Below are 23,906 nucleotides of genomic sequence, written 5' to 3'. Positions count from 1 at the left end.
CGGCATGGCCGGCGCTAACACCCCTTCTGATAAACCTCATATTCCCGTTCTGCTGCGTCCATTGCTGGCTGCTGTTGCGCCCGTGTCGGGCGTCTGGCTGGATGGAACGTTTGGCGCAGGCGGATATTCAAGGGGCCTGCTGGACGCTGGCGCAGATAAGGTCATCGGCGTGGACCGTGATCCATTGGCCTTTGAAATGGCGGCGGATTGGGTCGGAGATTATGGCGACCGGCTTGTGATGCAGCCGGGTGTATTCTCGCGCATGGACGAATACGCACAGGATCTGGATGGTGTCGTTCTGGATCTGGGTGTGTCGTCGATGCAGCTCGACCTGGCGGAACGCGGATTTTCTTTCATGAAGGACGGCCCGCTCGACATGCGTATGAGTCAGGAGGGCGAAAGCGCGGCAGATTTGGTCAATACTGCGACCGAGGAACAACTGGCTGATATCCTGTATCATTATGGCGAAGAGCGTGCCAGCCGCCGCATTGCCAAAGCCATCGCCAAAGCGCGTGCGGAAGAGCCGATAACAACAACTCTGCGCCTGGTTCAGATCATCGAATCCTGTTTGCCGCGTCCCAAGCCGGGGCAGTCCCACCCTGCAACGCGCAGTTTTCAGGGCCTGCGGATCGCAGTGAATGCTGAATATGAAGAGCTGTATCAGGGCCTTATGGCTGCTGAGCGCGCTTTGAAGCCGGGCGGGCAACTGGCAGTCGTGACGTTCCATTCCATCGAAGACCGGATGGTCAAACGGTTCTTTCAGTCCCGTGCGGGCAAAACGGGCCGGGCCAATCGCTATGCGCCCGAGATTGAGCAGGAGCTGCCGCAGTTCACGCTTAAGACTCGTAAGGCCGTGGGGCCGGATGATCAGGAGCTGCAGGAAAATCCGCGTTCACGCTCGGCAAAGCTGCGTGTTGCAATTCGAACGGATGCGCCGTCGGGGGAAATTGATGCCCGCGCCGTTGGCATGCCGCAACTAGGGGGAAGAGCAAAATGAAGAGTGTTTTGTATGTGTTGACTGCTCTGTCCGTGTTTGGACTGGCGCTGTGGGCGTATCAGGAAAACTATCGCACGCAGCAGGTGGTGAAGGAAACGCAGAAGCTGCAGCGCGAAATTGGTATGGCGCAGGTGAAGCTGGCGGTTTTAAACGCCGAATGGGCTTATCTGAACCGCCCCGATAGGTTGCGTGAGCTTGCAGATCTAAACTTTGAACGGCTGGGCCTTTTGCCCCTGCGGGCTGAGCAATTCGGTCGCGCCGATCAGATTGCCTATGCGGAAGATCCTGACCTGCCGATCGTCGACCCGATCGAGCTGCAGGCCATCACGAATATTCAGGCGCTGGGTGAGGTGCAGATTCCATGACCCGCACGCCGCTGCGCCCTCTCGCCCGAATCCTTGACGCGCGCTCGCGGGGCGAGAATCCCAAAGCCATTGAGCGCGAAAACATCCGCAAGCGTCACGAAGACATGAAAGACCGCAGCCGCACCCGTGCTGAGGGCCGCTTGCTGGTGCTGGGTCTGTTCTTTTTCTGTGCCTTTTCAGTCGTGGGCGTCCGGATGGGCATGTTGGCCACATCCGAAGCGCAGGAGCCTGTGGCTTCGGCCCCTGGTGCAGCCATTGCGATGCAGCGGGCCAACATCGTAGACCGGGAAGGGCGCATTCTTGCGACCAATCTGGACACTTATTCGGTATATGCGCAGCCGCCGCTGATGATCGACCCGATTGCCGCAGCTGATCAGCTTGTGGCGATTTTCCCAGATCTGGAAAAAGAACGCCTGGTCAAGGACTTCACCGGCAATCGCAAATTCCTGTGGATCAAAAAGCGTATCTCGCCCGAGCAGAAACAAGCCGTGCACGATATCGGTGATCCTGGCATCCTGTTCGGCCCGCGTGAGATGCGGTTGTACCCGAATGGCCGTCTGGCGGCGCATATCCTTGGCGGGTCAAGCTTTGGGCGCGAAGGCGTCAGCGCTGCTGAAGTGATCGGTGTGGCCGGTGTTGAAAAGCAATTCGACGACTACCTTCGTGATCCCGCGAATGGGACTAAGCCGCTGCAACTTTCATTGGACCTGACGGTTCAAGCCGCCGTTGAGCAGGTGCTATATGGCGGCATGAAGATCATGAACGCCAAGGGTGCGTCGGCGGTTCTGATGAACGCGCATACGGGCGAGGTGATCTCAGCGGCCTCGTTGCCGTCTTTCGATCCCAATGATCGCCCGCGCCCGCCGACCTCGGGGTTCGATCCATCAGATAGCCCGCTGTTCAATCGCTATGTACAGGGCGTTTACGAACTGGGATCCGTGTTTAAGATTTTCACCGCCGCGCAGGCGGTTCAGTTGGGTTTGGTGAATTCGAACACGATCATCGATACCTCGGGGCCGATGAAGATCGGCCGTTTCCCGATTGGTGAGTTCAACGGCAAGAATTACGGCAAGATCAGCGTAGCCGATGTGATCGTCCACAGCTCGAACCGGGGCACCGGGCGACTGGCGCTGCAGATCGGCGCGCAACGGCAGCAGGATTTCCTGGAATCGCTTGGTATGTTCGATCCCACCCCGTTCGAAATCGTCGAAGCCAAGGGCGGCGAACCGCTGAAGCCCAAGAAATGGGGCGAATTGAGCACGGTGACCATCTCATACGGTCATGGTCTGTCGACCAGCCCCATGCACCTGGCGGCGGGGTATGCGGCGATTGCCAATGGCGGGCACTATGTAAGCCCGACGATCCTGCGCAAAAATGGGCCGCAATACGGTCCTCGGGTGATGTCTGATAACGCGGCAAACCAGGCGCAGAACATGTTGCGCCGGGTGGTAACAGATGGCACCGCAAGTTTTGGCGATGTGGCAGGCTATGATGTGGCCGGTAAGACCGGCACCGCGGATAAGCCCAAGCCGCGTGGTGGTTATTACGACGACAAGGTGATTGCGACCTTTGCGACGTTCTTTCCCGCCTATGACCCAAAATACGTCCTGATCGTAACGTTGGACGAACCATCCATCCTTGCTTATGGCGAAAAGCGCCGTACGGCAGGCTGGACAGCGGTTCCTGTGGCCGCAGAATTGATCGGGCGCATCGCACCGTTGCTGGGCCTGCGTCCTCGGGTTGAGCCTGAGGCCGGCGCTGCTATAACGCTGACCTCAAATTAGGCTGTCCAAACGAGGTGGGTCATGGGCGCAAGGACAAAGAAACTCAGCCAACTGGCCCTGACCGCCCGAGGTGGCACCAATCCTGATATCACAGGGCTGGCGGTCGACAGCCGCGAAGTCAAAGACGGTTTCCTCTTTGCGGCACTTCCCGGTACACGTGTTCATGGCGGTGAGTTCATTCAATACGCTTTGCGTATGGGGGCCGCAGCCATCCTGACGGATGCTGAAGGGGCAGAGATCGCAGCCGAGGAACTGGCCGCATCAGATGCGGCGCTGATCGTGCTCGAGGACCCGCGTCAGGCGCTGGCCGGGTGCGCCGCGCTGTGGTTCGGAGCGCAGCCTAAGACCACCGTTGCGGTTACTGGCACCAACGGCAAAACCTCGGTCGCGACATTTGTTCGCCAGATATGGACCGAACTTGGTCACGCTGCGGTCAACCTCGGGACCACAGGGGTTGAGGGGGCGTGGACCGCACCACTAGCCCATACAACGCCCGAACCAATCACTTTGCATCGTTGCCTGTCCGAGGCTGCGGAGAACGGAGTGACTCATGCTGCGATGGAGGCATCCTCGCACGGGTTGGAACAGCGCCGCTTGGATGGGGTACAGCTGGCTGCGGCGGGGTTTTCGAACTTCACTCAGGACCATCTGGACTACCACGAAACGTATGAGGCGTATTTCAACGCTAAGGCAGGTCTGTTTGATCGGGTCCTGCCGCACGACGGCACTGTTGTCGTCAACATGAGCGATCCCAAGGGCGCTCAGGTCCTCCGAATTGCCAAAGACCGGGGGCAGAAGGTTTTGACCGTTGGGCTTGGGGAAGCAGACCTGTGCCTGATGAATCAGCGGTTTGACGCAACAGGTCAGGACCTGCGGTTTTCTTGGCAGGGCAAGATCTTCCAAACCCGTTTGAATCTGATCGGCGGTTTTCAGGCTGAAAATATCTTGTTGGCCTGCGGTTTGGTTATTGCTGCAGGGGAAGAGCCTGAACACGTTTTCGAAACCCTGCCGCATCTCACGACGGTTCGTGGACGCATGCAGCTGGCCGCGACGCGAGAGAATGGGGCAGCGGTTTTTGTAGATTACGCTCATACACCTGACGCAGTGGCGACCGCACTCAAGGCACTGCGCCCGCATGTGATGGGCCGCCTGATCGCCATTGTCGGCGCGGGCGGTGATCGCGACGCGACCAAGCGCCCGCTGATGGGGCAAGCCGCCACCAATCACGCAGATGTGGTTTTCGTCACCGACGACAACCCGCGCAGCGAAGATCCGGCCACCATACGCGCGGCCGTGATGGATGGGGCACCAGAGGCCACCGAGGTCGGCGATCGGGCCGAGGCCATCTTGCGCGGGATAGACGCGCTGCAACCCGGCGACGCGCTTTTGATTGCGGGCAAGGGGCATGAAACCGGCCAGATCGTTGGTGATCAGGTTCTGCCATTTGATGATGTCGAACAAGCCAGCATAAGTGTGGCCGCACTAGACGGGAGGGTGGCATGACATTGTGGACTGCAGCCGAGGCCGCCGAAGCAACCGGTGGACGCGTCACTTCGGACTGGGCGGTCGATGGTGTGTCGATCGACACGCGCACCATCCAGCCTGGCGATCTTTTCGTCGCACTCACAGCCGCGCGGGACGGGCATGAATTTGTGGTACAGGCTTTGGAAAAAGGCGCTGGGGCGGCCTTGGTGTCGCGTATTCCTGAGGGCGTAACCGAAGATGCGCCCTTGCTGATCGTCGAAGACGTGCAGTTGGGGCTTGAGGCGCTGGGGTGCGCAGGTCGTGACCGCTGCAATGCGCGGGTGCTCGGGGTGACCGGAAGCGTCGGCAAGACATCGACGAAGGAAATGCTGGCCACGATTTTGGAAACGCAGGGAAAAACTCATGCCAGCGTTGCCAGCTACAACAATCACTGGGGCGTGCCGCTTACCTTGGCGCGGATGCCGCGTGACACAGAATTCGCGGTGATCGAAATCGGTATGAACCACCCCGGAGAGATTTCACCGCTGGCGCAGCAAGCCCGCCCGCATGTGGCGCTGGTCACGACCGTGGCGGCAGTGCACCTAGAAGCCTTTGAGTCGGTGGCCGGTATTGCGCATGAAAAGGCGGCAATTTTTGACGGCCTGATCGAGGGCGGCGCGGCCATCCTGAACGCGGATATCGAGCATGCGGACATCCTGCGCGACTGTGCGCGGGACTTGGGCGCGAAAACGGTGGATTTCGGCCGCAATGGCACCGACTACACATTGACCGATGTAACCCAAGAGGCTGACTCGGTTCATGCAAAGGCAACAGTCGCAGGACGCCAGTTTGCGTTTGACGTACAATCAGCGGGCACGCATTTCGCCATGAACGCCCTGGGGGCATTGGCTGCCTGTGTCGAATTGGGCATCGATCTGGATCAGGCGATTGCAGGTCTCGGCGGATGGTCGCCGGTCAAGGGTCGCGGGGTGCGCGAACAGATCGCGTTGACCGACGGTGGCCGGATCGAACTGCTGGATGACAGCTATAACGCTAACCCGACGTCGATGGAGGCCGCACTGGATGTTTTGGCCGCGGCGCAAGGGCATCGTCGTATCGCTTTTCTTGGGGATATGAAGGAGTTGGGGCAGGAAGAAACTGCTATGCATGCGGCGATGGCGGATGTTTCGGCTATGCAGCGCGTGGACAAAGTACATTGCGTCGGCCCGCTGATGAAGGCGCTGTACGATGCACTTCCGGCGGATAAACGCGGGCTTTGGTTCGAGACCAGCTCCGAGATGGCGGTTCAACTGCCCGAGCTTGTTCAGGCCGGTGATACTGTGTTGGCCAAGGGATCGCTGAGCATGGCATTGGCGCAGATTGTTGACGGTTTGCGTAAAATGGGGCAAGGGGGCGCGCTTGATTGATGATCGCGCCCGCCACCTCAGTGTGAGAAAGGTTTTGAAATGCTCTATTGGTTGACCGCCCTGTCGGACGGAGGGGATTTTTTCAACCTCTTCCGCTATATCACGTTCCGCGCAGGCGGCGCCTTTTTGACCGCGCTGATTTTCGGTTTTCTCTTTGGCAAACCGCTGATCAACGTGCTGCGCAAAAAGCAGGGCAAGGGCCAGCCGATCCGGGATGATGGGCCCGAAGGGCATTTTTCGAAGGCGGGCACACCGACGATGGGCGGGCTGCTGATCGTGGGCGCGCTGATGACATCGACATTGATCTGGGCGCGGTGGGACAATCCCTATGTCTGGATGGTTCTGTTTGTAACGCTGGCCTATGCGGCGATCGGGTTTGCTGATGACTATGCGAAGGTGTCGAAACAGAACACCAAGGGCGTTTCGGGTAAAATGCGTATGGCACTGGGGGTTATCATCGCAGTTCTGGCCTCGGCCTGGGCCACGCTGCACCATCCCGAGGCCCTGCAGAACCAGCTGGCGCTGCCCATTTTCAAGGATACACTGATCAATCTGGGCATGTTCTACATACCCTTCTCGATCGTCGTGATTGTAGGGGCGGCCAACGCTGTGAACCTGACCGATGGTCTGGATGGTCTGGCCATCATGCCGGCGATGATCGCAGCTTCGACGCTGGGAGTGATTGCCTATGCCGTTGGACGGGTCGACTTTACCGAATATCTGGATGTCCATTACGTGCCCGGAACAGGTGAGATTTTCGTCTTTACCTCGGCCCTGTTCGGGGCCGGTCTTGGCTTCCTTTGGTACAACGCGCCACCAGCTGCGGTGTTTATGGGCGACACCGGATCGCTGGCGCTGGGCGGTGCATTGGGTGCCATCGCGGTAGCCACCAAACACGAACTGGTTTTGGCGATCGTAGGTGGTTTGTTCGTAGTCGAAGCGCTGAGCGTGATCATCCAGGTGCTGTATTTCAAACGTACTGGACGTCGGGTGTTCCTGATGGCGCCGATCCATCACCACTATGAGAAAAAGGGCTGGGCAGAGCCGACGATCGTGATCCGGTTCTGGATCATCTCGCTAATCCTGGCAATGATCGGTCTGGCAACGCTGAAAGTCCGGTAACGCTCCCGTCAGGTTCGGCGGACCTGCGGTCCACCTGTCACCTGTTGGGCCGGGCTCGCGCTGACGCGCGAGCCTTTCGTCACCCTTGCCTTCGGTGATTTCTTCGGTGCAGTGTGGCGGCCAAATTTAAGTCAATAAAAGGTAAGCAGTATGATCCCGGTCAAAGGGTTTTCAGGGCAGAAGGTTGCGGTTCTGGGGCTTGGCCGGTCGGGGCTGGCCGCGGCGCGTGCCCTGCAGGCAGGTAAAGCTGAGCCTGTGTGTTGGGATGACAATCCTGCCGCCCGGGAAGTGGCTGAGGCCGAAGGGTTCGTCTGTGCCGATCTGCGCCGTCATGGAGCGTTTGACGATATCGCCACGCTGATCGTTTCGCCCGGTATTCCTCATCTCTATCCTGACCCCAATCCAATTGTGGCTGCGGCGCTTGAGGCCGGTGTCCCGGTCGATAACGACATCGGGCTGTTTTTCCGATCCTTTGCAGGGCCTGAGTGGAACAATTATGACTCTCCGCCGCGTGTGATCGCGGTGACCGGGTCGAACGGGAAATCGACCACCGCGGCCTTGATCCACCATATCCTGACCGAAGCCGGGCGCGAGGCACAGCTGGCGGGTAATATCGGTCGTGGGGTGCTGGATATTGATCCGGGCGGTGACGGTTCGGTCGTTGTGCTGGAGCTGTCCAGCTATCAAACAGAACTGGCCCGGGCCCTGACCCCGGACGTGGCCGTTTTCACCAACCTGTCGCCCGACCATCTTGACCGCCACGGCGGGATGGGGGGCTATTTTGCCGCCAAGCGTCGGTTGTTCGCCGAAGGTGGCCCGGACCGCGCCGTGATTGGCATTGACGAGAAAGAGGGCGCGTTTTTGGCCGGTCAACTGGCAGAGGGCCGCGCAGACGATCGGGTTATCCGGGTGTCGGTTGCGCGCAAACTGACGGGACCCGGATGGCAGGTGTTTGCGCGTAAAGGGTTCTTGTCGGAATACCGTAAGGGACGGCAAGCGGGCTCGATTGACCTGCGCGGAATCACGGGCCTTCCCGGCGCACATAACCACCAAAACGCCTGTTCGGCCTATGCCGCCTGTCGCGCGCTTGGGCTGGCACCGCGCGTAATCGAAGACGCGCTGCACAGCTATCCGGGCCTGCCGCATCGCAGTCAGATCATCGCCGAGGTAGGCGGTATTACTTATGTGAATGACTCAAAAGCCACCAATGTGGACAGCGCTCTCAAGGCGTTGAGCGCTTTCAGGAAGGTCCGCTGGGTCTGTGGGGGGCTTGAGAAGGAAGGCGGTGTCGCCGCTCTGAACGCAGCCGCAGACCAGGTGGTCAAAGCTTATGTCATTGGTCGCGAGGCCGCGAGTTTCGCCATGCAACTTAAGGCCGATGCGCTGGTTTGCACCACCATGTCCGTGGCTGTTGAGCAAGCCATGAAGGATGCCCAACCCGGCGAGACAGTCCTGCTTGCGCCAGCCGCGGCCAGTTTCGACCAATATGACAATTTCGAGCAGCGCGGAGAGGACTTTGTAGCGGAAGTCAGGCAACGGCTTCCGGAATAGCCATTTGCAATAGACCGCCGGTTGGGCCAAGCTGCGATGCTATCAGCTTGACGCGCCATCATTATTGGTTTTGCTTGCCTGCAAATTCAACACGAGGTTATGACTATGCCATTTCGTAAGTTTTCTCTGATCCTGCCTGCCATTCTCGTTGCCGGTGCCTGCACCAACACAGGTGCCAATTATCAACCAATCGTCGACGGCCCGATCGGCCCGAACTACAACGTAGACCTTCAGCAGTGCCAACAACTGGCGGCATCACAAGCCAGCGTTGATGGCTCTACCGCAGGAAACGCAGCGATAGGCGCGGCAGGTGCGGCGGCTGTAACCGGGATTGTTCAGGACAGCAGTGACAATCTGGGCCGTGCGGCAGTTGCCGGTGCGCTTGTTGGCGCCGGCGCAGACGTGATTAACAAAAACCAGAACAAAGAAGTTATCGTGCGCAACTGCATGCGCGGACGTGGCTACAACGTCGTCGGCTAACTCTGCCCGGCGATTGCAATTCCTGCGGCGTGGCCCGAGGACCACGCCCATTGGAAGTTGTAACCGCCCAGCCATCCGGTGACATCCACCGCTTCGCCAATCGCATAGAGGCCGGGGACATCCCTGGCCTCCATCGTTTTTGACGACAAGTTATCAGTGTCAATCCCGCCCAGCGTCACCTCGGCCGTACGATACCCTTCGGTGCCCGAGGGGGTAAGCTGCCAGTCGGACAGTGCTGCGATCAGTTCGGACAGCGCGGCGTCCGACTGATCGGCCAGATTGCCTGGCATGGGGATATGATGGCTCAGGTACTCGACCAGACGCCCGGGCAGGTGGCGCGCCAGTTCCGTGGTCAGCGCCTTGCGTCCGCCGCTTTGCCGCTGATCCCGCAGCAAATCAAACAGCGGCAGATCCGGGATCAGGTTTACGCGGACCGCCTCGCCTTCGCGCCAATAGGAAGACAACTGCAGAACCGATGGTCCACTAAGCCCGCGATGGGTGAACAGCAAAGCCTCGTCAAAGCTGGTCCGGTCATTCGACAGCCGCGCGGGTAGGGATACGCCAGACAGGTCCTTGAATTTACCATCCGAAAACGTAAACGGCACGAGTGCCGCCCGCGTTTCGGTTATCGATAGTCCGAACTGGCGCGCAATTTCGTAGGCCAGCCCGGTCGCGCCCATCTTGGGGATCGACTTGCCGCCAGTAGCCAGCACGAGGTTGGTGCAATTAAGGCTATGCCGCTGCCCTTCACATTCGAGGTCAACAGAAAATCCGCCATCGGTCTTACGCAGGTTCTTCAGTTCAGTCCGAACCCACAATTCCGCCCCGGCGCGCTCCATCTCATCCAGCAACATTTGGATGATCTGTTTTGATGACCCATCGCAGAACAGTTGCCCCAGCGTTTTCTCATGCCACGCAATGCCGTGTCGACCGACCAGATCAATGAAATCCCATTGCGTATACCGCGCCAGCGCGGATTTGCAGAAATGCGGATTCTGCGACAGGAAGTTTCCCGGTCCCGCGTACATGTTGGTGAAGTTGCAGCGCCCACCGCCCGAGATACGAATTTTCTCTCCGGCAGCCTTGGCGTGGTCGATCACCAAAACGCGCCCGCCGCAATGGGCGGCGCACATCATACCGGTTGCACCGGCGCCAAGGATGATCGTGTCATAGGTCATGTGCTGCGCATGGCTTGGATCGCAAAGGAAGGCAAGGGGTCAAAGTCTCAGATGAACGATCCAGAATTTTGTCTTGAGCTCAACCTAGCTTGAGGAATTACAAGCAAGTTTATGACGCCAAACAGTGCAGTGCTTTTGAGGGTGCTTAAATGGATTTGAAAAACTACTTGGACCGAATAGCGTATTCGGGCGACCTAAAGCCAGATCGGGTGACGCTCGACAATCTCTTCGCGGCGCAACTAAGGATGGTTGCTTTCGAAAATATCGATCAACAATTGGGGGTTCCGGTTTCGTTTGATCAGAACGACGTGTTTGAAAAAGTCGTTGCGCGGAAACGTGGCGGATGGTGTTTTGAGCTAAACTCTCTTTTCAGTTGGGTACTGCAGGAAATCGGATTTCAGGTGTCATACCTGGCTGGATACGTCGGCCCGGACAAACCTTCTCCAGATCAGGCACCGGATCATATGCTTTTGAAGGTCAAGTGCGATGAGCATTTGCTTGTTGATGTTGGATTTGGTGGCGCGATGTCTACTCCAATCCCGCTGGAACCATTCACGGGATTGCAGCAGCCTTACAATATTTCGCTAACCGCCCAGCGTGATGGCTTTGTTCAATATTCAGAAAGCGCAGGCGGAGGGGAAACAGGCTATTGGTTTACTCAGGAAAGTGTCGAACCAAGCTTGTTCCAGTCTGCCAGTCGACATTTGCAGACCGATCCCAACTCGCCATTTCTACGCACCCTGACCGCGCAAAGGCGTTATACCAACAGGCATATCATACTACGCGGTCTGGTGATGAGGACGATTGATACTATGAGAATACGTGAGGAAACCATTTCGACACCAAAGGAGTTGGTTGACTGCCTGAAGTATGACTTTGGCCTGAATGTCCCGGCGGTTGCCGAAGTCTGGCCCAAGATCAAGAAACGTCATGACGAGCTTTTTCATGATAAAGTCCGGTAGGTGTTCCCCCGCTCAGCCGCAACGATGAGCAGTTTTCTCAATCCTTATTCATTCCGCTAGCCCAAACGCAAAAATCCCTGTAGACTCTCAATCAGATCCCGAAAAACGGGACGTTAACGAGGCAGATAGTGGCGGTATCTCATGACTGAGATGGTGTATGGCGCGGTCCAGGACCAGCGCGGAGAACCGATTCTTCCGAAATGGTGGCGGACGATTGATCGCTGGACGATGTCCTGCGTTCTGATCCTGTTTGTCATCGGATTGTTGCTGGGGCTGGCCTCATCACCACCACTGGCAGGGCGCAACGGGTTTGATCCGTTCCACTATGTCGAACGGCAGGCGCTGTTCGGCGGACTGGCGCTGATTGCGATGCTGCTGACGTCGATGATGTCGCCGACACTGGTGCGCCGATTGGCAGTACTTGGGTTCCTTGCCTCGTTTGTGGCGCTGGCCTTTCTGCCCGTCTTCGGAACGGATTTCGGAAAAGGGGCGGTGCGCTGGTACTCGCTGGGCTTTGCATCTTTGCAGCCGTCGGAATTTCTGAAACCCGGATTTGTCGTCGTGGCCGCGTGGCTGCTGGCTGCGTCGCAACAGATCAACGGCCCTCCGGGTCGGTTGTGGTCATTTGCGTTGTGCATTGCAATTGTGGCGATGCTGGTTTTGCAACCTGACTTCGGTCAGGCCTGCCTGATCCTGTTTGGATGGGGTGTGATGTACTTTGTGGCCGGTGCGCCGATGCTGCTGCTGGTTGGCATGGCGGGCGTCGTAGTCCTGGGGGGTATGTTCGCCTATTCGAATTCGGAACACTTTGCCCGCCGTATTGATGGCTTCCTGAACCAGGAGGTCGACCCCACCACCCAGCTTGGCTATGCCACGAACGCCATCCGCGAAGGCGGTCTGTTCGGTGTCGGCGTGGGTGAGGGACAGGTGAAGTGGTCCTTGCCCGATGCCCATACGGATTTCATCATCGCCGTTGCGGCCGAAGAATACGGGCTGATCCTGGTGCTGATCATCATCGCGCTTTATTCACTGATTGTTGTACGCTCGCTTCTGCGGCTGATGCGTGAGCGCGATATGTTCATCCGTCTGGCCGGGACCGGTCTGGCCTGCATGTTTGGCGTTCAGGCCATGATCAACATGGGTGTGGCTGTGCGACTGCTGCCCGCCAAGGGCATGACGCTGCCCTTTGTCAGCTATGGTGGTTCGTCGCTGATTGCGGGTGGTATCGCGGTCGGCATGTTGCTGGCGTTCACCCGAAGCCGCCCACAGGGCGAACTTGGCGATATTCTGCGCGGAAGAGGATAATGGGGACACCTTACCTGTTGATAGCGGCGGGCGGCACCGGGGGCCACATGTTCCCGGCGCAAGCGCTGGCTGAAGCGATGCTGAAGAAAGGCTGGCGTGTGCGCCTGTCTACGGATGAGCGTGGCGCGCGTTACACTGGTGGCTTTCCGCAAACGGTCGAGATTGTGGAAGTTGCCTCGGCTACTTTTGCGCGCGGCGGTCTTGCGGCCAAGGCAATGGCTGGACCCAAAATCGTGGGCGGCGTTGCCAGTATGGCCTTTCAGATGACACGGGACAAACCGGATGTGGTGGTCGGCTTTGGCGGATATCCGTCAATCCCGGCGCTGGGGGCGGCCACTATGCTGAAACTTCCCCGCATGATCCACGAACAGAACGGGGTTCTGGGTCGCGTTAATCAAGTTTTTGCCACACGCGTTGCCAATGTGGCCTGCGGTGCTTGGCCGACAGATCTGCCCGAAGGCGCGCACGGAATCCACACCGGCAACCCGGTTCGCGCGGCAGTTCTGGAACGTGCGGCAGCAGGATACATTCCGCCTGGCGACTATCCGATGTCGATCCTTGTAATGGGTGGCTCTCAAGGCGCTCGCATCCTCAGCGATGTTGTCCCCGGAGCAATCGCAGCCTTGCCTGACGATTTGCGCAGCCATATACGCGTTGCACATCAGGCCCGCGACGAAGATGGGGAACGTGTTACGGCATTCTATGCCGAGCATGGCATTCGGGCGGAGGTCAAACCTTTCTTTGACGACGTTCCGCGTCGCATGTCGGATGCACAACTTGTCATCAGCCGGTCCGGCGCATCCAGTGTGGCGGATATCTCGGTCATCGGACGTCCATCGATCCTGATCCCGTTTGCCGCAGCCGCAGGCGATCATCAAACCGCCAATGCGCGAGGATTGGTTCAGGCAGGCGGTGCGATCATGATCCCGGAAAGCGCACTTGACGTTCCCGCGCTTGCAGAGCAAATCAGCGCCGTTCTTATTAACCCCGAAGCCGCCCAAAAGATGGCCCATGCCGCCCTCTCGACCGGTGCCCCCGACGCGACTGAACGTCTGACGGCCCTTGTCGAACAACTGGCGCAGAAGGAGACCACATGAATCCTGCAACCAAACTGCCGCAAGACGTAGGGTCGATTCACTTTGTGGGGATCGGCGGGATTGGGATGTCGGGCATTGCCGAGGTTTTGCTGAACCTCGGTTACCGCGTGCAGGGGTCAGACCTGAAAGCGTCCAAGATCACTGATCGTCTTGCGAGCCTTGGGGCTGAGATATTTGTCGGCCAGCGTGCCAAAAACCTTGAAAACGCGGCCGTTGTCGTGGTGTCGACTGCGATCAAGCCTGGCAACCCCGAGCTGGACGGCGCCCGGGCGCAAGGCCTGCCGGTTGTTCGTCGCGCCGACATGTTGGCCGAGCTGATGCGCCTGAAATCCAACATCGCCATTGCCGGAACCCACGGCAAGACCACCACGACCACCATGATGGCCGAGCTGATGGTGGCGGGTGATTTCGATCCGACCGTCATCAATGGCGGCATCATCCACGCCTACGGCTCGAACGCACGGATGGGGCAAGGCGAATGGATGGTGGTCGAGGCCGACGAATCCGACGGCTCGTTCAACCGACTGCCCGCGACCATTGCCATTGTTACGAATATCGACCCCGAGCATATGGAGCACTGGGGTGACTTCGACCAATTGCGTGACGGGTTTTATGAGTTCGTCTCGAACCTGCCATTCTACGGTCTGGCTGTGTGCTGCACGGACCACGCCGAAGTGCAGACGTTGGTTGGACGTATCACCGACCGCCGTGTCCGGACCTATGGGTTCAACGCGCAGGCCGATGTGCGCGCCTTGAACCTGACCTACAAAGGCGGCGTGGCGCATTTCGACATCCACCTTCAGTACGAAGACAAGATGATCGAGGGCTGCACATTGCCGATGCCTGGCGACCACAATGTCTCGAACGCGCTGTCTGCAGTGGCCGTTGCCCGCCATCTGGGAATGAAGGCCTCAGAAATCCGCGATGCGCTGGCCAATTTCGGTGGCGTCAACCGCCGCTTCACCAAAGTCGGAGAGGTCGATGGAGTTACCATCATCGACGATTACGGCCACCACCCGGTAGAAATCGCAGCCGTTCTAAAAGCCGCGCGTCAGGCAACCGACGGGCGCGTTATCGCCGTGCACCAACCGCACCGGTACTCGCGCCTGTCCAATCTGTTTGACGATTTCTGCACCTGCTTCAATGACGCGGACGTTGTCGCCATCGCCGATGTTTTCTCTGCCGGAGAGGACCCGATCGAAGGAGCCAGTAGAGATGATCTGGTGCAGGGCCTGATCCGTCACGGCCACCGCCACGCGCGTGCATTGCTGAACGAAAACGATCTGGAGCGCCTTGTGCGCGAACAGGCCCGCCCCGGCGACATGGTCGTCTGTCTCGGCGCTGGTACGATCAGCACTTGGGCCAACGGGCTGCCAGAAAGGCTGCGACAAAAGCAAGCCGTTTGATGGAATGGACTCTCTAGCATTGCAACTTTAAAGTGTGATGTTGCAGTTGCAGCAAGGATCGTCCTCGGAGGGGCAGTTGGTATATTCAGTGCTTTTTGCTGGCTTGTGGGTTTTGGCCTCAACGATCGTGGCCATGCTGCCGATGCGCCTTCAATTTCCGCCGGGCGTTGTGCTGTTCATTTCTGCACCTGCGCTGATCGTCTGGTTAGGCCATGACTTTGGCTGGTTTTTTTCGGTGCTGGCCTTTGCCGCCTTTGCATCCATGTTCCGCAATCCCATTCGCTATTACTGGCGCCGCTGGACCGGGCAGGAGGTCGAGGAATGAATTTGTCGATCGCCCTCGCTGCGCTTTGGGGAATTTCGGCGAATGTGCTGGCGATGATCCCCAGCAAGGACAACCACTGGACGCGCGCCTATGTTTTGATCGCTGTGGGGATTCCGATATTGGGTTACGTCACCTTGCAAAACGGCCCATGGATTGGACTGATCGTTTTGGCCGCAGGAATGTCGGTGCTGCGTTGGCCGGTGATCTATTTGGGGCGGTGGGTACGGCGGATGGGGCGCAGTTTTGAATGACAGCTGCATTAATCGCCTTATGTTTCCTGGGTGTTGTTTCTTTTCTTGCCACTACAACCGTCGCCCATTTGTTGTTTAGGGGCGGATTTGCGTGGATCGTGATTGTGGCAATCGTGGTATCAGCTATGAGCATCGCATATCTCTTCCCCTCTGGTAACGACGGCCCGCCAGAAGACGCTGATTTTTTGGCGGTCATTTTGACGTGGTCATTGGTACTTCCCGCTCTGGCGGGAGCCATCTTAGGCGGGTTGATTGGTGCCCTTAAGAAGATGCGGGATAATCATTGATCATTGTTTGTTCGAAGGATGACATCCACGAAAGCCAGTTATAGAAGAGGCCGATGACACTTACTTCATTCCCGGTTCGCGGTAGACTTACCGAGCAGAGATCCCTCAATGATCTGACATGGCTGCGCGTTGGCGGTCCGGCGGATTATCTGTTCCAGCCAGCTGACATAGAAGACTTACAGAGTTTCCTGAGTGGGTTACCCGCAGATATTTCGGTTTTCCCGATGGGGGTCGGGTCAAACCTGATTGTGCGTGATGGCGGTCTGCGCGCGGTTGTGATCCGATTGGGGCGCGGGTTCAATGCTATCTCGGTAAAGGGAAACATCGTTACCGCCGGAGCAGCTGCGTTGGATGCGCATGTGGCGCGCAAGGCGGCGGATGAGGGCGTGGACTTGACCTTTTTGCGTACCATCCCGGGCTCAATTGGCGGTGCGGTGCGGATGAACGCAGGGTGTTATGGCAGCTACACGGCGGACGTGCTGCGCAAGGCGACCATTGTTACCCGGCAGGGAGAGCTTGTGGAACTGACTCCGGAAGACCTGAATTTTCGTTATCGCCAGTCCGATCTGCCCGAAGGCGCGGTGCTGATCTCGAGCACTTTCGAAGGTCCATCCGGCGATCCGGAAGAGCTGCACGCCCGGATGTCCGCGCAGTTGCAAAAACGCGACGAAACACAGCCGACCAAAGACCGCAGCGCCGGGTCAACCTTCCGCAACCCGGCAGGGTTTTCTTCGACCGGGCGGGCGGATGATGTGCACGACCTCAAGGCATGGAAGGTCATTGACGATGCGGGCATGCGCGGCGCGACGCGCGGCGGCGCACAGATGAGCGAAAAGCACTCGAATTTCCTGATCAATACCGGTGATGCCTCTGCCGCGGACCTCGAAGGTCTGGGCGAAGAGGTGCGAAAAAAGGTTTACGAAACAAGCGGCATCACGCTAGAGTGGGAAATCATGCGGGTCGGTGATCCGTTGACAAAATAAAGCCCTGACCGTCAGACCATAACAGGCAAATTAAGGCGACGGATCAAGGAGATAAACGCAGTACGGACCACCACATAAGGTCCGGGGACATTGAGGCGCACGTTGGGTATGTCGAGCAGGACAAACCCCAAAGTGGCGGTATTGATGGGTGGACCCTCGAAGGAACGCGAGGTGTCTCTCAGCTCTGGGCGCGAATGCGCGGCCGCCCTTGTGGGAGAAGGCTTTGAAGTAGTTGAGCTGGACGCAGGTCCTGACCTCTATGCGCGCCTTTTGGAAATCAAACCAGACGTTGTGTTCAACGCCCTGCATGGCCGCTGGGGTGAGGATGGCTGTGTGCAGGGGTTACTTGAATGGATGCGCATTCCGTACACGCATTCCGGCGTTCTTGCCTCGGCTCTGGCGATGGACAAGCAACGCAGCAAAGAGGTTTATGAGGCTGTGGGCCTGCCCGTTGTTCCCAGCGTGATCGTCCCCAAGATCGAAGTGGTCGAGGTTCACGTGATGGAGCCGCCCTACGTGGCCAAGCCCAACAACGAAGGCTCCAGCGTCGGGATCTACATCGTGCATGAAGGGTCCAATGGTCCACCGCAACTGTCGGATGAGATGCCCGATCAGGTTATGGTAGAGAAGTACATTGCCGGGCGCGAGTTGACCGTGACGGTGATGAACGACAAGGCCGTAACGGTTACCGAGATCATGACCGATGGCGGTTGGTATGATTATGACGCCAAGTACAAGCCCGGCGGATCGTGGCATGTTTTGCCCGCTGACGTACCGACCGAGATATTTGACCTGTGCATGGACTACGCATTGCGCGCTCATTCTGCGCTGGGATGCAAGGGCGTAAGCCGTACGGATTTCCGCTGGGATGACAGTATGGGTGCCGATGGGCTTTTCCTTCTCGAGACCAACACTCAGCCCGGCATGACGCCGACGTCCCTGGTGCCTGAACAGGCCGCACATCTGGGGATGAGTTTCGGGCAGCTTTGCGCCTGGATGGTGGAGGACGCATCATGCGACCGCTAAGAGCCACCCGAGCGCCTGTGGTTCACCGGCCCAAGCAACTGGCCGGTCCCGATGCCGAATTCGAATCCGGCGCGCGTACCGGAGCCGCACCCAAATTGCGGTTGCGCGGAATGTTTGGCCGCAAGGGCGATCGCCTCGACCCGGCCCCGTCTCGTCTCAGCTACCGCTTGCAGCGCTGGATGCTGACGCGGGGCGTTCGGCGCAGCCTAAAGATTGGCCTGCCGGTATTTGCGGTTTGCGCCGCAATTGGCATCTATTTCGGCTCGCAAGAGCGTCGCGATGCGGTGGTGGCCTATGTCATCGACATCAAAACCTCGATCCAGCAACGGCCAGAGTTCATGGTCAATCTGATGGCCATTGACGGGGCAGGGACCAACCTGTCCGAGGATATTCGTGAGGTCGTGCCGCTGGATTTCCCTGTCAGCTCATGGGATCTGGATGTTGAGCAAATCCGCGACACGATTACCGGGCTGAATCCGGTCAAATCCGCCACGGTACGGGTGCGCCCGGGCGGCATTCTGCAGGTGGATGTTGTCGAGCGTCAGCCCGTCATCGTCTGGCGTACGCGCCATGGGATCGAATTGCTGGATGAGACCGGCGCGCATGTGGAACGCATCGCGTCGCGCAAGGATCACTCTAATTTACCTCTGATCGCGGGCAAAGGTGCAGACGGTCACGTAGGTGAGGCGCTTGAATTGCTGACAACCGCCCGCAGCCTGGGCGGCCGTGTGCGCGGGCTGGTCCGGATTGGTGAGCGTCGCTGGGACCTGGTTATGGACCGCGGTCAGCGCATCATGTTGCCGACCGAGCGCCCCGTACGCGCGTTGGAACGTGTTCTGGCAGTGAATGAAGTTCAGGACCTTTTGGAACGTGACGTGGCGGTGGTCGACATGCGCCTTGGGCAACGTCCGACAATAAGAATGACCAAAGCTGCCAGCGAAGACTGGTGGAATACAAAAGTGACAGTGGGTAGCGAGCAGTAACGACCATGATGACCGATCTTTATCAGTCCCAGCGCGCCATGCGGCAGATGCGCAGACAAGCCATGCAGCGCGGTGTTGTCGCCATTCTCGATGTTGGCAGCTCCAAGATTGCCTGTCTTGTACTGCGCTTTGACGGGACCGGCCGCCTGAGCGAGGACAACACCATCGGGTCGATGGCCGGGCAGACCGGCTTTCGAGTGATTGGTGCTGCGACCACACGGTCGCGGGGCGTTCAATTTGGCGAAGTCACCGCCATGCAAGAAACCGAACGGGCGATCCGAACCGCCCTGCAGGCGGCGCAAAAGATGGCTGATATCCGGGTCGATCACGTGATCGCGAGTTTCTCGGGTGCGAACCCGCGCTCTTACGGGTTAGATGCGCAGGTCGATCTTGAGGGTCAGGTCGTGACGGAGGCCGAAGTTGGCCGTGTTCTGAACGCCTGTGATGTGCCGGACTACGGGGCAGGGCGTGAGGTATTGCATGCCCAACCGGTCAACTTCGCTTTGGACAACCGCTCAGGACTGATCGACCCGCGCGGCCAAATGGGGCAGAGCCTAGCCGTCGACATGCACATGTTGACGGTTGACGCGACCGCGATCCAGAACATTGTGCGCTGCATTAAACGCTGCGATCTGGAATTGGCCGGAATTGCAAACTCGGCCTATGTGTCTGGTGTTTCCGCCTTGGTCGAGGATGAGCAGGAACTGGGCGCGGCCTGTATCGACATGGGTGGCGGCACGACCAGCGTGTCGATCTTTATGAAAAAGCACATGATCTATGCCGATTGCGTGCGCATGGGTGGTGATCATGTGACCTCGGACATTTCGATGGGGTTGGGCATTCCCGCCTCGGTCGCCGAGCGGATAAAAACCTTTAACGGCGGCGTTCACGCAACGGGCGCGGATGATCGGGACCTGATCGACATCGGCGGGGATACCGGCGATTGGGAACATGACCGCCGCACCGTCAGCCGTGCTGAACTGATCGGAATCATGCGCCCGCGGGTCGAGGAAATTCTTGAAGAAGTGCGCGTTCGTCTGGATGCGGCCGGGTTCGAGCATATGCCCAGCCAGCAGATTGTCCTAACCGGTGGTGGCAGTCAGATCATGGGGCTGGACGGACTGGCCACCCGCATCCTTGGGCAGCGTGTCCGCCTTGGCCGACCGCTGCGTGTGCATGGTCTACCGCAATCGGCGACCGGGCCGGGATTCTCTTCCGCAGTGGGGCTCAGCCTGTTTGCAGCGCACCCACAGGACGAATGGTGGGACTTTGAAATCCCTGTCGACACCTATGCCGCGCGCCCGTTCAAGCGGGCCGTGCGTTGGTTCCGTGACAATTGGTAAGCTAGGGGTCGCAGCGCTGCTGGCCCTGACACCGCTGACCGCTCAGGCGCAAACCCGGATCACCCCCGAGGCATTTCTGGATGCGGTTCTGGGCAAAACCGTCGACTTTCATGACTTTCGCAGCGGCGACCTTGTTGGCACCGAAGAATTTCTCAGCTCCACCGTTTCGGTTTGGCGCCGTGAAGGAAGAGGGTGCGTTTATGGGCATATCACAACGCCGAACGGCCAAATCTGTTTTCTCTATGATGATGCCGTCGAAGGGCCAGCGGTGTGTTGGTGGCCTTTCGAATATAAGGGCAAGTTGATGGTGCGACTGGCCACTTTTGCGGACAGCGAAATCCAGGAGGTGCGCAGCATCACCGAGGACGGTTTGAATTGTCCAAGTGCCCCGATCAGCTAAAGAAATGGGTTGCAGCTGACTCGTTTATCCCGCAAGATATCCACAAGGCCCGACAGAGGCCCGCGGCAGGACCTGAGCAGTTTTCCGCAGTTTGACAGTTTATGAGTCCCTTTGGTGATGCGTCGGTTGAGTGCCGCGCGCAAATTGCCTGTTTTGTGCTACATTGAGTTCTTTGCGCAACATCTGGCGGTATTTGCGAAATACTGCCGGTCAGCGCCTTATTTCCTCCATATTTTGTGGAATTGCGCGATTTTTGGCGTGACGTTTGCCGTTTCAAACGGTAGGATTGTTAGTGGATAGGTAAGAAAAACACCGCTTTGGCGGGAACAAAAAAACAGGCGGACAGAGCATGACATTGAATCTTTCGATGCCCGGGCACGACGAACTGAAGCCTCGGATCACAGTATTTGGCGTTGGTGGTGCAGGCGGCAACGCTGTCAACAATATGATTGAGAAACAGCTGGACGGCGTCGATTTTGTGGTCGCCAACACCGATGCACAGGCACTGCAACAAAGCCAGTCCTCGGCACGGGTTCAACTGGGCGTGAAAGTCACCGAAGGTCTGGGGGCAGGGGCCCGTCCGACTGTGGGTGCGGCAGCAGCCGAAGAAAGCATTGAACAGATTGTTGATCATCTGGCTGGGGCGCATATGTGCTTTATCACCGCCGGAATGGGCGGTGGCACCGGTACAGGCGCGGCCCCGATCATCGCGCAAGCTGCACGGGAATTGGGCGTTCTGACTGTTGGTGTTGTGACCAAGCCCTTCCAGTTTGAGGGTGCCAAGCGGATGCGTCAGGCCGAAGACGGCGTTGAGATGCTGCAAAAGGTCGTCGACACTCTGATCATCATCCCGAACCAGAACCTGTTCCGTCTGGCCAACGAAAAGACCACCTTTACCGAGGCGTTCTCGATGGCGGACGATGTTCTCTATCAGGGCGTCAAAGGCGTGACCGATCTGATGGTCCGTCCGGGCCTGATCAACCTCGACTTTGCAGATGTTCGCGCCGTGATGGATGAGATGGGCAAAGCGATGATGGGAACCGGCGAGGCCACCGGCGAAGATCGCGCGGTTCAGGCCGCCGAGAAGGCGATCGCCAACCCGCTGCTGGACGAAATCAGCCTCAAGGGTGCCAAGGGCGTTCTGATCAACATCACCGGCTCGCACGACCTGACCCTGTTCGAACTGGACGAAGCCGCCAACCGCATCCGCGAAGAAGTGGATCCCGAGGCGAACATCATCGTTGGTTCGACACTGGATACCGTGATGGAAGGCGGCATGCGCGTATCGGTTGTCGCGACCGGTATCGATGCCAGTGAAAAGCAGGAAGATGTCCCTGTCGCGCGCCGCTCTATGTCGGCACCGCTGACCCGCACCGTTTCGGCAGAAGAGTCGGTGCAGGAAGAGGTCCCGGTTGCTGCGGAAGTCGCTGAGAAAGCGCCGCAGGAAGATATGATCCGCGAACCCTCGCTGTTTGAAGCGCCGGAAGAGCCTGCCCAGCCGCAGTTCCAGTCGCGTGCCCGGCAGGATGATGATGGTTTGCCTCCGCCGGCCTATCAGCCGCGCGTTGCCGAATTCGAGCCGACCCCCGAACCGGTTGAGCCTGCGTCCGAAAACTATGTCGCGCCGCAGCCTCAACCGGCAGCGGGAACACCGTCGCCCGAGGCGCTGCAGCGCTTGCAGGCCGCAGTCCAGAACGTTCCGCCGTCCGAGCGGAGCCCTTCGATGGCTCGCCCTGCGACCCCACAGCCGACCCCTGCGCCGCAGGAAGAAGCGCATGATCGTCCCCGGTTTGGCTTTAACCGATTGATCGATCGGATGACCGGTCACGCGGCAGATACTCCGGCGCAACCACCGCGCCAGCAGCCCGTTATGCGCCAATCTGACGCTACGGCACCTGCAAGGGATGAGATCGATCCCGAACAGGACCGGATCGAAATTCCCGCCTTTTTGCGGCGCCAGGCCAACTGATCGCGGTAACAAAATGAATGCAGAGGGTCGCCAAATGGCGGCCCTTTTCTTTTGTTTTACAGATGCTTAATGGGGTGTAAGCAGGGATTTGCCGATCTGTCACATACATGTTTCATTCGGTTGCAAAGAGTGAGTTGAGCCTTGACGCCGCCTTCCTTAACTGAGTGTCCAACACGGCCAACCGAGGCCGGACACCACTCTTCGAGGTTCACCTTGCAACATACGCTCAAATCTCCGGTCACGTTTACAGGCGTCGGACTGCATAGCGGTAAGCCTGCGACGATGGTCCTGAAACCGGCGGCCGCCGGTCACGGCATCTGGTTCAAACGGACGGATATTGAGCTGGGCAATGCCCTTGTCCCTGCGATCTATGACGTGGTCGAGCGCACCCCGCTGTGCACCCGCCTGATCAACGACGCAGGTGTGTCTGTGTCTACGGTTGAGCACATTATGGCCGCGCTGGCCGGTTGCGGAATACATAACGCACTGATCGAGATTGATGGTCCCGAAGTTCCGATCATGGATGGGTCTTCGATTGATTTCGTTCGCGGTATCATGGCGAAGGGCGTGCGTCGCCAAGCCAGCCCGGTTCTGGCCTATGAGGTTCTTAAGCCGGTGACCGCTGTGCGCGAAGGTGCCAGCGCATCGATTGCGCCTGCAAATGGTCTGATCATCGATTTCCATATCGACTTCGAAGACGGTGCCATCGGCAGCCAGACCAAGACACTGGATATGCGCAACGGCTCGTTCGCACGTGAGCTGTGTGACTGCCGGACGTTCTGTCGCCGTACTGATGTTGAGGCGATGCGCGAAAACGGGCTGGCTTTGGGCGGTACGCTGGAAAATGCCGTCGTTGTCCAGGGTGATGAAGTCCTTACCCCGGGTGGTTTCCGCCACGCGGATGAGGCAGTGCGTCACAAGATGCTGGACGCCCTTGGTGACCTGTATTTGGCAGGCGGTCCGATCTTTGGTCACTTTACCGGTGACAAATCCGGCCATGCAATGACCAATACTCTGCTGCGCAAGCTGTTCGAAACACCGGGTGCCGTCCGTCCGATCCTGTGTACGCCCGAACAGGCAGCCCGCCTTCCGGGGCAGGGCCTGGTCCGGGACGAAATCCCCGAAGTCGCCTGATTGGATCAACTCTGTCGACAATTCCGCGAAGGGGCGCATAAGACGTTTTGCACCGGAATTTTATGTG

The 23,906-nt window shown here is 58.6% G+C and carries 23 protein-coding genes; 22 read left to right on the top strand and 1 reads right to left on the bottom strand.

The features are described from left to right. The first annotated feature begins 4 nt into the window (after positions 1-4). The 8 genes from rsmH to AC2FIO_RS04405 all read left to right on the top strand — a co-directional run bounded on the left by rsmH (position 5) and on the right by AC2FIO_RS04405 (position 9,190). Positions 5-997: a 16S rRNA (cytosine(1402)-N(4))-methyltransferase RsmH gene (gene rsmH / locus AC2FIO_RS04440; protein WP_282168833.1), complete on the top strand. Its 993-nt coding sequence runs from the start codon at positions 5-7 to the stop codon at positions 995-997. Next, a complete protein-coding gene (ftsL, locus tag AC2FIO_RS04435) occupies positions 994-1,362 on the top strand; it encodes a cell division protein FtsL (RefSeq protein WP_058274326.1) in 369 nt (122 codons plus the stop codon). Before rsmH ends, ftsL begins: the two co-directional genes overlap by 4 nt. Beyond that, positions 1,359-3,146: a peptidoglycan D,D-transpeptidase FtsI family protein gene (locus tag AC2FIO_RS04430; RefSeq protein ID WP_109313115.1), complete on the top strand. Its 1,788-nt coding sequence runs from the start codon at positions 1,359-1,361 to the stop codon at positions 3,144-3,146. The genes ftsL and AC2FIO_RS04430 overlap by 4 nt, the downstream gene beginning before the upstream one ends. Before the next feature lie 21 nt (positions 3,147-3,167). Then, positions 3,168-4,649: a UDP-N-acetylmuramoyl-L-alanyl-D-glutamate--2,6-diaminopimelate ligase gene (locus AC2FIO_RS04425; protein WP_496695918.1), complete on the top strand. Its 1,482-nt coding sequence runs from the start codon at positions 3,168-3,170 to the stop codon at positions 4,647-4,649. Beyond that, positions 4,646-6,037, top strand: coding sequence for a UDP-N-acetylmuramoyl-tripeptide--D-alanyl-D-alanine ligase (locus AC2FIO_RS04420; RefSeq protein WP_496695916.1), 1,392 nt, complete (start codon positions 4,646-4,648; stop codon positions 6,035-6,037). Before AC2FIO_RS04425 ends, AC2FIO_RS04420 begins: the two co-directional genes overlap by 4 nt. A 39-nt stretch (positions 6,038-6,076) precedes the next feature. Then, positions 6,077-7,159, top strand: a complete 1,083-nt coding sequence (gene mraY / locus AC2FIO_RS04415) for a phospho-N-acetylmuramoyl-pentapeptide-transferase (RefSeq protein ID WP_058274330.1) — start codon at positions 6,077-6,079, stop codon at positions 7,157-7,159. A 150-nt stretch (positions 7,160-7,309) separates the two neighbouring features. After that, complete coding sequence (murD, locus tag AC2FIO_RS04410) at positions 7,310-8,710, top strand: UDP-N-acetylmuramoyl-L-alanine--D-glutamate ligase (protein ID WP_496695914.1); 1,401 nt, start codon at positions 7,310-7,312, stop codon at positions 8,708-8,710. 105 nt (positions 8,711-8,815) lie between these two features. Then, entirely contained in the window at positions 8,816-9,190 is a 375-nt protein-coding gene (locus AC2FIO_RS04405; RefSeq protein ID WP_233493524.1) for a glycine zipper family protein, read from the top strand. Here the strand turns inward: AC2FIO_RS04405 and AC2FIO_RS04400 are convergent. Further along, the gene (locus AC2FIO_RS04400) at positions 9,187-10,368 is read right to left on the bottom strand and encodes a BaiN/RdsA family NAD(P)/FAD-dependent oxidoreductase (RefSeq protein WP_496695912.1); all 1,182 of its coding nucleotides are present in this window, start codon (positions 10,366-10,368) and stop codon (positions 9,187-9,189) included. The genes AC2FIO_RS04405 and AC2FIO_RS04400 overlap by 4 nt on opposite strands. A 149-nt stretch (positions 10,369-10,517) precedes the next feature. Between AC2FIO_RS04400 and AC2FIO_RS04395 the strand changes: the two genes are divergently transcribed. The 14 genes from AC2FIO_RS04395 (at position 10,518) to lpxC (ending at position 23,839) form a co-directional block, all read left to right on the top strand. Continuing rightward, positions 10,518-11,330 (top strand): arylamine N-acetyltransferase family protein, encoded by an 813-nt coding sequence (locus AC2FIO_RS04395; RefSeq protein WP_496695910.1) that lies wholly within the window; start codon positions 10,518-10,520, stop codon positions 11,328-11,330. A 141-nt stretch (positions 11,331-11,471) separates the two neighbouring features. After that, complete coding sequence (ftsW, locus tag AC2FIO_RS04390) at positions 11,472-12,635, top strand: putative lipid II flippase FtsW (RefSeq protein ID WP_058279575.1); 1,164 nt, start codon at positions 11,472-11,474, stop codon at positions 12,633-12,635. Continuing rightward, the gene (locus AC2FIO_RS04385) at positions 12,635-13,732 is read left to right on the top strand and encodes a UDP-N-acetylglucosamine--N-acetylmuramyl-(pentapeptide) pyrophosphoryl-undecaprenol N-acetylglucosamine transferase (protein WP_496695908.1); all 1,098 of its coding nucleotides are present in this window, start codon (positions 12,635-12,637) and stop codon (positions 13,730-13,732) included. Before ftsW ends, AC2FIO_RS04385 begins: the two co-directional genes overlap by 1 nt. After that, positions 13,729-15,138 carry a UDP-N-acetylmuramate--L-alanine ligase gene (gene murC / locus AC2FIO_RS04380; RefSeq protein ID WP_496695906.1) on the top strand — a complete coding sequence of 470 codons (1,410 nt, stop codon included), beginning with the start codon at positions 13,729-13,731 and terminating at the stop codon, positions 15,136-15,138. The genes AC2FIO_RS04385 and murC overlap by 4 nt, the downstream gene beginning before the upstream one ends. A gap of 76 nt (positions 15,139-15,214) precedes the next feature. After that, complete coding sequence (locus AC2FIO_RS04375; protein ID WP_199913475.1) at positions 15,215-15,463, top strand: DUF2484 family protein; 249 nt, start codon at positions 15,215-15,217, stop codon at positions 15,461-15,463. Next, positions 15,460-15,714, top strand: a complete 255-nt coding sequence (locus tag AC2FIO_RS04370; protein WP_496695904.1) for a DUF2484 family protein — start codon at positions 15,460-15,462, stop codon at positions 15,712-15,714. Before AC2FIO_RS04375 ends, AC2FIO_RS04370 begins: the two co-directional genes overlap by 4 nt. Continuing rightward, positions 15,711-16,001, top strand: coding sequence for a hypothetical protein (locus AC2FIO_RS04365; RefSeq protein ID WP_282168822.1), 291 nt, complete (start codon positions 15,711-15,713; stop codon positions 15,999-16,001). The genes AC2FIO_RS04370 and AC2FIO_RS04365 overlap by 4 nt, the downstream gene beginning before the upstream one ends. 53 nt (positions 16,002-16,054) lie before the next feature. Then, the gene (gene murB / locus AC2FIO_RS04360; protein ID WP_496695902.1) at positions 16,055-16,984 is read left to right on the top strand and encodes a UDP-N-acetylmuramate dehydrogenase; all 930 of its coding nucleotides are present in this window, start codon (positions 16,055-16,057) and stop codon (positions 16,982-16,984) included. 102 nt (positions 16,985-17,086) lie between these two features. Beyond that, positions 17,087-18,010 carry a D-alanine--D-alanine ligase gene (locus AC2FIO_RS04355; RefSeq protein WP_282119136.1) on the top strand — a complete coding sequence of 308 codons (924 nt, stop codon included), beginning with the start codon at positions 17,087-17,089 and terminating at the stop codon, positions 18,008-18,010. Next, entirely contained in the window at positions 17,998-18,993 is a 996-nt protein-coding gene (locus tag AC2FIO_RS04350; protein WP_496695900.1) for a cell division protein FtsQ/DivIB, read from the top strand. The genes AC2FIO_RS04355 and AC2FIO_RS04350 overlap by 13 nt, the downstream gene beginning before the upstream one ends. 8 nt (positions 18,994-19,001) lie before the next feature. Beyond that, on the top strand, positions 19,002-20,336 hold the full coding sequence (ftsA, locus tag AC2FIO_RS04345) for a cell division protein FtsA (protein WP_058279582.1): 1,335 nt from the start codon (positions 19,002-19,004) through the stop codon (positions 20,334-20,336). After that, positions 20,323-20,736, top strand: a complete 414-nt coding sequence (locus tag AC2FIO_RS04340; protein WP_496695898.1) for a hypothetical protein — start codon at positions 20,323-20,325, stop codon at positions 20,734-20,736. Before ftsA ends, AC2FIO_RS04340 begins: the two co-directional genes overlap by 14 nt. Before the next feature lie 349 nt (positions 20,737-21,085). Further along, positions 21,086-22,705 carry a cell division protein FtsZ gene (gene ftsZ, locus AC2FIO_RS04335; protein WP_496695896.1) on the top strand — a complete coding sequence of 540 codons (1,620 nt, stop codon included), beginning with the start codon at positions 21,086-21,088 and terminating at the stop codon, positions 22,703-22,705. A 213-nt stretch (positions 22,706-22,918) separates the two neighbouring features. Then, positions 22,919-23,839: a UDP-3-O-acyl-N-acetylglucosamine deacetylase gene (gene lpxC, locus AC2FIO_RS04330; protein ID WP_113789279.1), complete on the top strand. Its 921-nt coding sequence runs from the start codon at positions 22,919-22,921 to the stop codon at positions 23,837-23,839. Positions 23,840-23,906 lie beyond the last annotated feature (67 nt).

This window comes from Ruegeria sp. CDSB086, assembly GCF_059611065.1.
This window is presented reverse-complemented; position numbering and strand designations above follow the sequence as displayed.

Excerpts from the sequence above, each read along its gene's own strand:
- AC2FIO_RS04400 (WP_496695912.1), bottom strand. The coding sequence starts at position 10,368 with ATGACCTATGACACGATCATCCTTGGCGCCGGTGCAACCGGTATGATG.
- ftsL (WP_058274326.1), top strand. The coding sequence starts at position 994 with ATGAAGAGTGTTTTGTATGTGTTGACTGCTCTGTCCGTGTTTGGACTG.
- AC2FIO_RS04405 (WP_233493524.1), top strand. The coding sequence starts at position 8,816 with ATGCCATTTCGTAAGTTTTCTCTGATCCTGCCTGCCATTCTCGTTGCC.
- AC2FIO_RS04365 (WP_282168822.1), top strand. The coding sequence starts at position 15,711 with ATGACAGCTGCATTAATCGCCTTATGTTTCCTGGGTGTTGTTTCTTTT.
- AC2FIO_RS04430 (WP_109313115.1), top strand. The coding sequence starts at position 1,359 with ATGACCCGCACGCCGCTGCGCCCTCTCGCCCGAATCCTTGACGCGCGC.
- murD (WP_496695914.1), top strand. The coding sequence starts at position 7,310 with ATGATCCCGGTCAAAGGGTTTTCAGGGCAGAAGGTTGCGGTTCTGGGG.
- ftsZ (WP_496695896.1), top strand. The coding sequence starts at position 21,086 with ATGACATTGAATCTTTCGATGCCCGGGCACGACGAACTGAAGCCTCGG.
- AC2FIO_RS04350 (WP_496695900.1), top strand. The coding sequence starts at position 17,998 with ATGCGACCGCTAAGAGCCACCCGAGCGCCTGTGGTTCACCGGCCCAAG.
- murC (WP_496695906.1), top strand. The coding sequence starts at position 13,729 with ATGAATCCTGCAACCAAACTGCCGCAAGACGTAGGGTCGATTCACTTT.
- AC2FIO_RS04395 (WP_496695910.1), top strand. The coding sequence starts at position 10,518 with ATGGATTTGAAAAACTACTTGGACCGAATAGCGTATTCGGGCGACCTA.
- AC2FIO_RS04425 (WP_496695918.1), top strand. The coding sequence starts at position 3,168 with ATGGGCGCAAGGACAAAGAAACTCAGCCAACTGGCCCTGACCGCCCGA.
- rsmH (WP_282168833.1), top strand. The coding sequence starts at position 5 with ATGGCCGGCGCTAACACCCCTTCTGATAAACCTCATATTCCCGTTCTG.
- AC2FIO_RS04420 (WP_496695916.1), top strand. The coding sequence starts at position 4,646 with ATGACATTGTGGACTGCAGCCGAGGCCGCCGAAGCAACCGGTGGACGC.
- AC2FIO_RS04385 (WP_496695908.1), top strand. The coding sequence starts at position 12,635 with ATGGGGACACCTTACCTGTTGATAGCGGCGGGCGGCACCGGGGGCCAC.
- ftsA (WP_058279582.1), top strand. The coding sequence starts at position 19,002 with ATGACCGATCTTTATCAGTCCCAGCGCGCCATGCGGCAGATGCGCAGA.
- AC2FIO_RS04370 (WP_496695904.1), top strand. The coding sequence starts at position 15,460 with ATGAATTTGTCGATCGCCCTCGCTGCGCTTTGGGGAATTTCGGCGAAT.
- murB (WP_496695902.1), top strand. The coding sequence starts at position 16,055 with ATGACACTTACTTCATTCCCGGTTCGCGGTAGACTTACCGAGCAGAGA.
- mraY (WP_058274330.1), top strand. The coding sequence starts at position 6,077 with ATGCTCTATTGGTTGACCGCCCTGTCGGACGGAGGGGATTTTTTCAAC.
- ftsW (WP_058279575.1), top strand. The coding sequence starts at position 11,472 with ATGACTGAGATGGTGTATGGCGCGGTCCAGGACCAGCGCGGAGAACCG.